The following is an 11,905-nucleotide window of genomic DNA, read 5'->3' on the forward strand; positions in this document are numbered from 1 at the left end:
GTGTTATTTTGAAGCAAGCATATTGAAAGTTCCACAACTTCAGCGATTACAAAATATTAGGATTTTGAGAAGCTCCACAATGTTTACAATACGGCAAATGTTTATAAGTAAGATTCTGACAGTTTTGACATTCAATGTCTTGATAATAACCGCAGTGCGGGCAGTAAGTATCAAGATGTCGAATTTTCTTAGCGCAATTTACACAGCGTGATTTTTGGACTCGGCTAGCTGCCTGGACTTTAACATTAAAGACAAATTTTTGAAAAAACTGAATAATTCCAAAACCGATAATTGGAATCAGCAAGATATAAGCATAATTTATCAGGAAAAGTAAACCACCAAAAAGGGCACTAATAATATCAAAGAGAAATTTAAATATTGCCCCAATTTGAAGAAATTCAAATATTTTAACGATTAGTGGGATAAAAAAGATAACTAGCAAATGCCAGCTAATTAGCGAGATCAGTCCAAATCCTCTTCTTTGAGCAAATTTGTGAACTGATAAGGCAATGAGAATCAACGGTAGAAGAAAAAGGGACTGAAAAGCAAGCTGGATACTTGGATACCAAAATGATGCCTGCTGATAGCCTTTATCAACTTCCCAGAATTGATTGTCATCTTTAAGAAAGGCTATAAAACTAATGCTTTCCGGTTTGGCAAGCAGTTCATTTTTAAGAGTAGAATTTTCCTGTTTAAGGGTAGAAATTTGGCGATTGTTTTGTTCTAATGTCTGTTTAGCTTTTTCAGCACTGACTTGATTAATTGATTGTTCACGACCCTGACCTGCAATTTTTTCTAAGAGCGTTGAGTCATATTGGGCTTTAATAGTGCGATTAGCTTGTTCGAGCGTACTGATTTTCGTTTGTTTTTGATTAATAGTTTTGATGATTTGCTGCTTTTCAGGATTGTTAATTTTATCCTTGTAGTCGGCATATTGCAAACACGTTTTAGAAACTTTACCTAAATGTCCTGCTTCGATTTGTTGATAGTTTCGCTGAAAACTAAATTGATTATTCGGATTATCTGGCAAGGAAAGTTTAACAATTTCATAGTCTTTATCTTGAGTGGTTTTTGTCCGGTAATTTTGCCACTCTGAATAACATGGATAAGCTTCGGTCGGGCTGATATGCCATCTGCTAATATCATCGAGTCCGGTAAAAACATTAATCAAGATAAAAATATCAATTAAAATAATGACAATCAAACTTACTTTATTCAGTGGCTCGTTGTTGATTGTCCTTGAGTTACTAAAAAATTGATTTAAAATTCGGCGGATTATAGCAAACATATTGTATTTTGAATAAATGAATATTCAATTTTAGATGATAAATAGTGAATAGCTGGGCAAAAATACATTTACTCATCTGAAGATTTGTTAATTGCTGACTTGAAACTTGATACAAGTAAACAAGTGCAAATAACTAAAAAATAGTATAAGTTACTGTCAACGGTACGGCATCGAGACTTACCAATTAAGCTGCTCTGCAAATAACCTTGCATAATCAGGGCGCTCATAAACCACCCCACAAGAATTTGATTTAATTCGATTATGCAATTTAGATGTTTTTAGTTTAATCACGAAAACATCCAAAAAATCACTGATGCTACAAATGTAAAATTTTTACATACTATAAAATGATAACTACTTAATTTCAATAAGTATGGGATTGATTGTAGTGGTTGTGATCATCAGCTTATCACTTGCCTTGAGCAAACTGTGGTCATCTCAACCACGGGGCAAGGGTTCTAAGCCATACTTTAGTGACCCGAAAAACAGAAAACTGCAAAAACGTTTACTTATTTTACTTAATGGTGATGCGACAACAGCCAAACGATTACTCAAACAGCAGCGCCAGAGGCATCAGGGTGAATCGGATGAATGGTATTTAGAGAAAGTGATTTATGACTTGGAACGCGATCGCCGTTACTAAAACTCAATCATCTGAAGGCGATCTTTGAATACGTTGTAGGGACGCACATCTGTGCGCCCCTAGTGAAAACTATTTAGCAGCGAAGTAGGCTTCTAATGCCTCAGAACCACCAATTAATTTACCATCAATAAATACTTGCGGAACTGTTGTTGCACCTGTAACTGCTCGTAACGAGCGTGTGGTGATATCCTTACCCAAGGTAATTTCCTCGTAGTTGATACCATGTTCCTTGAGCATCCCCTTAGCACGCGCACAGAAGGGACAACCCACTTTGGCAAACAGAGAAACGAGTTCCGGCTTCACTGCTTGGGGGTTGATATATCTGAGCATTGTCTCAGCATCGGATACCTTAAAGGGATCTCCTGGCTCGTCTGGCTCAATAAACATTTCGTTAATTACACCATCTTTTACCAGCATTGAGTAGCGCCACGATCGCTTCCCAAATCCCAAGTCTGATTTATCTACCAGCATACCCATGCCTTCAGTAAATTCACCATTACCATCGGGAATTAGTTTGATATTTTCTGCTTCTTGAACTTTTGCCCATTCGTTCATCACAAAAGGATCATTGACAGAAATACAGATAATGTCATCGACACCATTTTCTTTAAAAACCCCAGCCAATTCGTTATAACCAGGGAGATGAGTTGATGAACAAGTTGGCGTATAAGCACCCGGTAAGGAGAAGACAACCACTGTCTTATTAGCAAATAATTGATCGGTTGTCACATCCACCCACTCGTTGTTTACACGAGTATGAAAAGTGACATTAGGAACTCTTTCTCCTCGGCGATTAGTGAACATAATTTTGCTTGCCTTTAAGTAATCAATTCCAGTCATAACCTATCATGGGAAGACTGGTATGATGTAACTATCAATCAGCTAAAAAACTTCATTAATAAAACAGAATTCAGGAGTCAGAAGTTAGAAGTCAGAATGCTCTACCCATGTTATCGCACCCTCTTGCTCTTAAGGGATGGAGTAATAACCGGAAGAATATTTGAATTTCGTTGTGCTATAAGGGGCAAGGTTTTAAACCAATATACATTACCCATAGGACTCCACCAGTTCATGCTGAATTCTGACTCCTGGGTTCTGAATTCTCCTTGATAAATGGAGCGATCGCTGCTACAAATTCAGCAGTTGATTCATAAGGTAAAACATTGCGGCCATTTATTTTTATACCTCGACCTTGAGGCAAACATGCGAGGTAGTGAGTCAAGCGTTCGTCTGGTGTTTCTTTTTTACCTTTTTGACTAATACTCGATGCAGTCTCCCCCATAACCGCTAATGTTGGTTGCCCAATAGAAGCGATAGAACTAGTATAATCCTGTTGCCAAAATCCTGCTAAAAAAGAAAACACTGCATGACGACTAGCAGGATTTTCTGCACCTGCAAGCAATGTGTTCAACCACTCTGCATCCACAGCATTCTCAGAAGCAAAAAGTTGACGAGTCGAGAAAGAATGTAAAAACTTTCGGGTGCGTGCATAGCGATAAAAAGCACTCCCAAAAGGAGAATCTAACAGATTCCAAGCAAATTTTTGCCGCCATTCTGGTGATTTATTTGTCATCAAAGCCCACGTTGGAGGCCCAGAGAGTACAAGTCTAGCAATTAAGTTTGATTGCTTTTGGACTAATGCGATCGCAACTGGTAATAAAGCACCTTGTACTACTACAATGACAGGTTTTTGCACTACTGTTTGTAAAAAGTACTGCAACTGTTCTGCCCAATCACTAGGAGTGTAAGCCATATAAGGCATATCACTTTCGCCACATCCTAGTAAATCAGGGTTGTAAATTGAATTTCTCTGACCTGTATTATACCATTCCCGACAAAATCGCTGCCAAAATTGCCGCGACAATCCCACGCCAATAGGATGAATTAACAGTAAGGGAATGCCTTCAGGTGTTGTGTTAGTTGGTTGATGAACTTCATAGGCGCAACGATAATTCTGCCAACTGTAAAACTGGCTAGGAGGTGCTGTCAAATTGGTTGTGTTAGTTACAGCAGATGGTTGCATAATTCCTAGTTTTTAATACTTGCTAAAAAATCATCTGTGGATGAATTAACTGGTATCCAGCCTCTTTAAGCTTTTCATTCGATACCCAAGCATTATATGGGCGGGTACTCTTAATAGAAGTATCCCATATAACTTTGGGTAAATTATGTTTTTCAAATAAACTATCTAGCAAGTCTCGGCTGGTGAGATGTGCATCATCTACCAGATTATAAATCCCTTGCAAACGACGCTGACGGGCAAATTCTATCGCACCAACAATATCATCCAGGTGAATCCAATTTGTGATATCCTCGCCGCCGGGACGGGTTGTACCAGAATATCTGCTAAATATTTTCACCAGTTCTCTCCCAGGGCCATAAATTCCTCCTAAGCGAAAGATACAAACGCGGAGATTTTCGCTAGATGCTGATAGCAGTACATCCTCTGTTTTTCGGAGAATTTGTGCATTTAAATTAGCGGGTGCAAGCGGTGTTTCTTCATCTACCCATACACCATTTCTGTCACCATACACTGCATAGCTACCTGTGTAGATTAATTGTTTTACACTCGGAACCTGCTGCAAGGATGAAACTAAAGTTTGGGCAGTTTTTAGATAAGTTTCTTCATAAACTTCTGCGCTTTTTGCACCAACACTCAAAAGTACAATATCTTGATCGTGCAAAACTGATTTTAGACTATCTAAATCATTACCACGGGTAACTACAACTCTTTGGGATACTGATTTTAGTGCCGGGACACGCTCAGAGGAAGTTGTGGTTACACTGACAACAAAATTCCCCTTTTCCTGCCAATATTCAGCAACTTTATAACCAGCATAACCACAACCAATGATTGCAACTTTCATGACAAATTAGATACAAATAAATTAAATTACTCATTGAGAGAATATTCTCAATTAAGGAACTGGACGTAAATAAATTAACACTCCAAAGCCAAAAATCAATACCAATAGTACAAGCTAATGACTAATGACTAATGACTATTCAGCTAATTCTTTCTCAATTATGGCAATGATTTCTGGTGAATTTGGCTGGACACTACTATTAAATCTAGCTATCACTTCACCTTGTTTATTAACTAAAAATTTTTCAAAGTTCCAAGCAACAGTTCCCGTCGGCTCAACGGCTTTAGTGAGTCTCTCATACAGTGGATGCTGCTGTGAGCCTTTGGCATGAACTTTATCGAATAGTTCAAAGGTAACACTATATTTACTCGTGCAGAATTGCACAATCTCTTCATTGCTTCCTGGTTCCTGTGCTCCAAAATCGTTACAGGGGAACCCCAAAATACGTAACCCTGCTTCCCCATACTTCTGGTTCAATTTTTCTAACCCTTCGTATTGAGAAGTATAACCGCAGTAGGAAGCCACATTCACAATTAAGAGTACCTTCCCGGTATATTCGTTTAATTGCTTATCCTCACCGTTGATAGTCTTAACTGCGATGTCTGAAATTGTCTTACTCATCTTGAATCTCATTTATAGGGAATATTGCCAAGTCTCCCATATTACAGGTACTGTAAACCCTCTTTTTTTAAGGAAATTAGGTTTGTTAGCCTTGTTTCCTCCTACAGTTCTATTTAATTTAGCCTATAAGCTTGTATGGGAGTTTAGATAGATGTTTCCGTCGCTGATTCGTGCTTAATAAGCAAGGCGATGTCTAACGACAAGCCAGAAGATGGAGAGTCTTTGCTCAACTAGCGCACCCAATCCATTAAGATAGCGATCGCCTGTGAGTTTACCTGAATCATAACTCTTATGTAAATAGCTCGATCAATCCAGTATCTCAGGATAGCCTTTTAAAACTTAATTTCAGCAAAACTTATTTTACCTTGTGAAAATTTTATGGTTAGAGGGTTGAGAGTTAGTATGCTGCTATTGGCAATTCTGGGAAATCTGGCATGGTCATTTAGTGCCAAGGCAAATTTTAACGGCAAACTCACCGTAGAAATTGATGGCTTGAAGAATAAACAAGGACAAGTTTGTGTGAGTATATTTGCTAGCAGTGAAGGATTTCCTAGCGATCGCGGCTTACAAAAGCAGTGTACCAAGATTACTAGCACTCCCTTAACCATTACCTTTGAGAACTTGAAAGCGGGTAGTTACGCCGTTGCTGTCTTCCACGATCAAAATAACGACGGCACTCTCAATAGCAATGTTTTAGGCATACCAAGCGAAGGCTTTGGATTTTCCAGGAACCCAGAAATTCGCACAAGAGCGGCCAAATTTAGCGAAGCAGCATTTTTGGTGGCAGGCCCGGACACTAATATCCAAATCCAATTGAAATATTTTTAGGTTTATTCTGGTGAATCGCCGTGTGAATCTTCTGGTAGACTTTGTTGTTCCGGCAAACCACGCATTCGATTCATCTGAGTTAAAGCATATCGTGCTGTTGCTTGCACCTCGGCATCTGGGTCTTCTAGTGCATGATGCAACATCTGACTCATTTGACCCATCATGTCATAAACGCGCGTCAGGTCACGGATCGCATTTTGCCGCACTTGTGGACTTTCATCTTGCAGTGAAATTGCTAGGCCACGGTTCATTGGTTTGAGTGTGCGGATGCCAATTTCTGCCAAAGCTGCTAAAATTAAGCTGCTTTCTTGAGAATCGGCATCAATCATCAGGTCAACCAGATGCTGAATTGCCCGCGAATCTCCCTGCTGACCCAAATCCCAAATAGCCTTGCGCCGCTTCGTTGGGTCAGAACTGCGTAAGTCTTGAATTAGTTCGTCAACAATATTTAGTTTAGCTAGCCGGGAAGTTTTTTCTGGTAGCAGTAACTGTGTGGCGAGTGGTGGCGTAGCTGTTTGTGGATTAGTTACAGTCTCTGGTGAGGGTGATGTCATGGGGTTTTTCTTAGCTTCACTCAAACTTTTAGTTTCTGATATTTCGGATTGCACTTGTTTACCTTGACGAAACCACTTTAGCAGGTTAATAAGTGCGCCAATACTTCCTAGAACTGCGATGGAAAATATTAACCACCAGACAAAACCCCTCTCGGTTGGTTTAGGTGTTGTAGTTGGTTTGGAAGTTGCAGCAGAGTTAATAATTGGAGAAGTGACAATCTGATTTTTGGCTACCATTGCCGCTTGCAGTCTCCCCCTAGTCGCCTGACCAGCAAGGCCATCTACTTTTAAACCCTGTGCTTTCTGGAATTTAGTTACAGCGATTTCTGTATTATCGTTGTACTCTCCATCTACCACGCCACTGTAGTATCCCAACTGCTTTAATTGGGTTTGTAATCTCTGCACATCTGATTTTCGACTACCATATCTCAAAACAGTCGGACTAGCAGCGAATGTCGAACTAGCTTGTGCAAGTTCTAAAATTTCAGGTGCTAGGTTAGGTGTTGCTGTGCTTGCACGATTTGGGTAAAAACCCACGCAAGAAAAACAGGTAAATATCAAAATTGAGGAACGGCATAGCCTCATATTGCAAGTTTCAGCCTGAAGGTGCTTTTGAAGTATTCTTCTTCGATACCACAATATCTTCAAGATTACCAAATTACCAAATGTTAACTGTCATTTTTTTATTGGGCATTGAGAATTGGGAAAGAGGAGGCAGGATAGCGCAGCGTAAAGCCTTCTCTTCGAGAGGCAACGCCTTCAGCATGGCTTTGCTTAGAGCGAGTCCGCGAGCGTCGGCAGAAGTTCTTTAATTTTAAATTTTGTTAGCGAGTCCGCGTTCGCTTTTAGCGTCTCGTAGAGAGCGTCATTACGAATTACTAGTTAGGGTAAAATTTCTCGTTCAGATTCTCTCACTCCTAAAGTTATGGGGTTTAATTTTTTAGCGGATGCTTCTAAAACTGGTTGCTGTATATTAGCTATCTCGCCGACAGTAACTGTGTCGTTTTGCGCTGCTAAAGTATCACGTTGGTTAATGAGATAGATGCTGATTAAAGTTAGGAAAACACCGGCCCACTGCAACGGACTAAGGACTTCTGAGAGAAAGAGATTGCCAAATAGTAGGGCAAAGACGGGTGTGAGGAAGGTGAGGGAACTAAGACTGGTGAGACTGCCACTAGAGGCAAAGTAGAAGAATAATCCGTAGGCGATCGCACTGCCAAATACGGTAGCATAACCCAAAGCCACTAAATCAGATGCTCCTAGATTCTCCCACTGCTGGGATTCGACAACTGATGAAACTCCCCATAGGGGTAATCCACCTAAAATCATGTGCCATCCCGTAGCGGTTACTGGGTCAGCATGTCGGCACACAAACCGAATTAACACTGTTCCCACTGCCATTGATAGGGCTGCTAACAGCATCAACCACTCGCCACTAGCAAACAAATCTTGCCAATTGCCAATTGTAATATTTGCGCCTGAGTCGAGAAAATGTAAAATCCACTCATCAGGTAAGCCGATTAAACTAATGCCTGTGACACCTAAGCCTAGCCCCAGCCATCCCCAAAAACCAATGTGTTCCTGGAATAGCCACAACGATAGTAAGGCAACAGCCAAGGGTTGCGAGTCAATCATCACAGACCCTAACCCCGCACTGGTTCTAACTAATCCCTCTGCCAAAAAGCCTTGAAAGAGCGTCCCATCTACTAGAGCAAATAAGGCAATCCACAGCCATGCAGCCCAACCCTTCGGCTGGGGTTTACCCATGAATGCTGCTGCAATCAGAATTAACATCCCTGCTGGTATCAGACGCACACCTGCCATGAATAGCGGTGTGGTATGGGGTATTACTCCTTTCATGGCTACCATTGCCGTCCCCCATAGGAAAAAGGGGGCAATTAAGAGGAGAGCGGCGAAGGGAAGTTTAGATGCACTGAGTTTCAGTTGCATGGGTTTGCTGATGCCTTTGTTTAACAAGCGCAAAAATTGCTTTACCCAATTTTACCGAAATTATGTAGTTTTGTGATCGTGTAATGTCTCAAAGAGAAAGAATTACTACTCAGATGTAGCTAAGGTTACAGGAGACTGAGATTGTAAAGATGCGAATAGCTTTAAAAAGCTTTCTTTATCAGTTAACAAGAACAAAGGCTTTAAATCAAGGAGATAGGCAGTAGTGTTTATATAAAATTACTACTGCTAAAGTGCTTTTTTTAAGTTAGTGATATTAATTAGTAATATTAAGAGGTTGTTTGAAAAGTGTTTCACTGTGACTTTAGGCACTTTTATATCCCCCCTAACCCACGCCAGTTGCTCTACTTGAGCACACCCCAAGACAGCCCTGGCTCCCCTTAAAAAAGCTACGGTATACATGCAAGTCTAGAAATGCCACCTGAAACTTGATTTCGTTGTCCTAACGTCTGAATTACCACCATAAGCGGAGTTTCAAGTCCCCCAAAATTTAGGTACTTATGGAGCTAGAAGAATTGAAAGTTATGCGGACAATACTTGTGTGTACACCGTAGCCTTAAAAAAGGGGGAGCCAGAGTCAAATTCCCCCAATTTATCCAGGGATTTGGAGGGATCTAAAAGTTTTGATCCGAATAAGAGGACTTTTCAAACATCCTCTTAAGTACAGTTTTAGTTAGGGAAGTTGTCACAGATAAATTTATCAGATTTTTTCCCTCCAGCTTTGACATCAATCATACCTGCCAAAGCTGATGAATTATCATCACAATAATGTAAAACAAGCTCTATGCTGAAGTCTGAGTATTTTCAGTGCAGAGAACCGAGCAATTGACCCTACTTGATTAGAATTCTATATAAGGATACCTAAGTTTTCCCAGCTTAGATATCCAATAGCAACATAACCTAGAGTAAATAGACTATTAACTATACATGTAATTATAATTCTAATTTTGGTTTTTAAAATATTTTTTTAGGTAGTTTCTAAATTCATCCTTAAGTATGACGAAAGCTATATGAATTAACTGAAATTTTGAAGGCAAATACGTAGAATACAGATAATTTGTAGTGACGCATATATGTGCGTTTATACATTTAGTAGGTGCGTTACACTACGTTAACGCGCCCTACTTTCTAAGACAATTTAGCAACGCTAGAGTTTTCTAAACTCGCTACTAATTTAACTCCAAATTCTTCCTCAAATACTCCTTTTTTATAATCTAAACTCCAAAGTTCTAAAGCACAATCATCATCAGGTTGAAATGGAAAAATCAGCAAGTTGACCTGCTGAAATTGTTCATAATGCTCACATTGGACTTGTGCGATCGCACCAATTTGTCGTCTATCTAATGCCACTGCCAATCTTAAAATTGCACTCAATTGACTGACCATTTGTCGCTGATGTTTATTCAGCAAAATCTGGGAATTTTCATGTTTTTTCTTAGGCGGCGATTTGCGATGATAACGCGCTAAATTGGCTATAATTTCAATCTCAGTTTCTGTATAACCGAGTAATTCACCATTGCGAATTAGATAATAAGAGTGCTTGTGGTGAGACGAATGGCTGACATAATGACCGCAATTGTGTAATATCGCAGCTGCCCACAGCAATTGTCGCTCGTCTGATCCCCAGTGGTGTAAAGTACCTTGAGTTTGGTCAAATAAACTCTCGGCAAATTTTGCCACGCGATCGCTATATTCTAAATTGACGTGGTATTTATTAGCGAGTTTTAAAACATTCCGTTCTCGAACTGAACTTTGGTAGCGCAGCTTATCTTCAATTAAACCGTGGGTTAGCATCCAGTCTACGATTACGCCTTCCCGCAAGGAACGCTCACAAACTGTTATCGATTCCCTACCCAAAAGGGTCATTGCTTCCTGTAATATTACTGCACCAGCGAGTATAACTTCAGCCCGCTTCTCTGGCATACCGGGAATCGCAGCCCTTTCTGAGTAACTCAGTTTCCGTAAGCGATTTACCAACTCTTGCAAGTCTTTAAGACTGAACTGGTAGCCATTGAGAATCGAAGGAATAACACCCGACTTTTCGCGTGCATTAATCATCGCCAGGGTTTCAATTGTGCCAGCCGTACCCACCAAACGGGGAGATTCTCCAAACTCTAGGTTTGCTAGTATCTCATCCACAGAACGTTCTAACATCCCGCGTGCATAGGCTTGCAGGTATTGAAACTCAGTGTTGCTGATGGGATCAGTGGTGATTAACTCGCTAGTAAGTCGCACTGCACCAACTTTGGTACTGGTGAGAGTCCGTGCTTGGTGACTATCACCCAAAATTAACTCTGTGGAACCACCGCCAATATCAATAATCATGTGGGGCTGGTTGTTAAATTCCATCCCCGACAGCACACCAAGGTAGATTCGTCGCGCTTCTTCTTGACCAGAAATCAAGTCAACGCTTAAACCCAACTCCGTTTTTACTCTGTGCAAAAAATCTTTACCATTAGGGGCTTCCCGCACAGCGCTAGTTGCCACAGCAATGGTTGTTTCAGCATTGATAGTTTTGGCAACTTCTTGAAAGCGTCTTAAAGCAGCGATCGCCTTTTCAATTATTTCTGGTTTAAGTTCCCCAGTTTTAAGATTGCGATCGCCTAGTCTTACAGTTTCTTTTTCTCTAGCGATAATGCTGAAAGCTGGTAATCTGGGATCAATCTTAACTACTACCATGTGTAGAGAATTTGTTCCCAGGTCAATGGCAGCAATAATCCGGTCTTGCTTAGGTGGTTGAGTTGGAACACTCTCCCAGCTAGAAGCTAAATTCAGCATCTAGTTTTCTCTCTTTATAAGAAATAATGGCAAACGGTGATATTTCGGGGTAGCTGGCACTGATATTTGTTGCAACACACTTGCTGAGTACTGAGTGCTGAGTAAATTAAAAAATACTCAGCACTCGTAACTCAGTTTGGTCGAGGGTAACTGAGCTAAGTATATTCACCCTACTGTTCCTAACCTAGTGACTATTTAAACATATTTAAAGTTGCTACTTGAGGTTATGCTTTTACAAATAACAAATAACGTTATTCTATAGATGTAAAGAAGTGTGAATTAGGGAATAGGGAGTAGAGAAAAGTTTCCTTAATACGCAATCCTAAATATACAATTCCCTCTCCCCACTCCCCACTCC

The 11,905-nt window shown here is 40.3% G+C and carries 10 protein-coding genes; 2 read left to right on the forward strand and 8 right to left on the reverse strand.

What is annotated here, in order from left to right:
• Positions 1 to 46: 46 nt before the first annotated feature.
• Positions 47 to 1,288 carry a hypothetical protein gene (locus tag ACFE90_RS10605; protein ID WP_375500226.1) on the reverse strand — a complete coding sequence of 414 codons (1,242 nt, stop codon included), beginning with the start codon at positions 1,286 to 1,288 and terminating at the stop codon, positions 47 to 49.
• 373 nt (positions 1,289 to 1,661) lie between these two features.
• On the opposite strand from ACFE90_RS10605, the gene ACFE90_RS10610 reads away from it, so the two are divergent.
• Positions 1,662 to 1,931 carry a hypothetical protein gene (locus tag ACFE90_RS10610; RefSeq protein ID WP_375500228.1) on the forward strand — a complete coding sequence of 90 codons (270 nt, stop codon included), beginning with the start codon at positions 1,662 to 1,664 and terminating at the stop codon, positions 1,929 to 1,931.
• A 69-nt stretch (positions 1,932 to 2,000) separates the two neighbouring features.
• On the opposite strand, the gene ACFE90_RS10615 is transcribed toward ACFE90_RS10610, so the two are convergent.
• From ACFE90_RS10615 to ACFE90_RS10630, 4 genes are all read right to left on the reverse strand, one after another.
• Positions 2,001 to 2,735, reverse strand: coding sequence for a redoxin family protein (locus ACFE90_RS10615; RefSeq protein WP_375500230.1), 735 nt, complete (start codon positions 2,733 to 2,735; stop codon positions 2,001 to 2,003).
• Positions 2,736 to 3,000: 265 nt separating this feature from the next.
• Positions 3,001 to 3,954 carry an alpha/beta fold hydrolase gene (locus tag ACFE90_RS10620; RefSeq protein ID WP_375500232.1) on the reverse strand — a complete coding sequence of 318 codons (954 nt, stop codon included), beginning with the start codon at positions 3,952 to 3,954 and terminating at the stop codon, positions 3,001 to 3,003.
• A gap of 22 nt (positions 3,955 to 3,976) precedes the next feature.
• A complete protein-coding gene (locus ACFE90_RS10625; protein WP_375500234.1) occupies positions 3,977 to 4,798 on the reverse strand; it encodes an SDR family oxidoreductase in 822 nt (273 codons plus the stop codon).
• Between the two features lie 135 nt (positions 4,799 to 4,933).
• On the reverse strand, positions 4,934 to 5,419 hold the full coding sequence (locus ACFE90_RS10630; protein WP_375500236.1) for a glutathione peroxidase: 486 nt from the start codon (positions 5,417 to 5,419) through the stop codon (positions 4,934 to 4,936).
• A gap of 378 nt (positions 5,420 to 5,797) precedes the next feature.
• Between ACFE90_RS10630 and ACFE90_RS10635 the strand changes: the two genes are divergently transcribed.
• Complete coding sequence (locus tag ACFE90_RS10635) at positions 5,798 to 6,247, forward strand: DUF2141 domain-containing protein (protein ID WP_375500238.1); 450 nt, start codon at positions 5,798 to 5,800, stop codon at positions 6,245 to 6,247.
• A 2-nt stretch (positions 6,248 to 6,249) separates the two neighbouring features.
• On the opposite strand, the gene ACFE90_RS10640 is transcribed toward ACFE90_RS10635, so the two are convergent.
• The 3 genes from ACFE90_RS10640 to ACFE90_RS10650 all read right to left on the reverse strand — a co-directional run bounded on the left by ACFE90_RS10640 (position 6,250) and on the right by ACFE90_RS10650 (position 11,547).
• Positions 6,250 to 7,386 (reverse strand): peptidoglycan-binding protein, encoded by a 1,137-nt coding sequence (locus ACFE90_RS10640; protein WP_375500240.1) that lies wholly within the window; start codon positions 7,384 to 7,386, stop codon positions 6,250 to 6,252.
• A 297-nt stretch (positions 7,387 to 7,683) separates the two neighbouring features.
• The gene (locus tag ACFE90_RS10645; protein WP_375500242.1) at positions 7,684 to 8,751 is read right to left on the reverse strand and encodes a DMT family transporter; all 1,068 of its coding nucleotides are present in this window, start codon (positions 8,749 to 8,751) and stop codon (positions 7,684 to 7,686) included.
• A 1,146-nt stretch (positions 8,752 to 9,897) separates the two neighbouring features.
• Positions 9,898 to 11,547, reverse strand: coding sequence for a Ppx/GppA phosphatase family protein (locus ACFE90_RS10650; RefSeq protein ID WP_375500244.1), 1,650 nt, complete (start codon positions 11,545 to 11,547; stop codon positions 9,898 to 9,900).
• Between the last annotated feature and the right edge of the window lie 358 nt (positions 11,548 to 11,905).

This window comes from uncultured Nostoc sp. (genome assembly GCF_964245445.1).
GTDB lineage: Bacteria > Cyanobacteriota > Cyanobacteriia > Cyanobacteriales > Nostocaceae > Nostoc.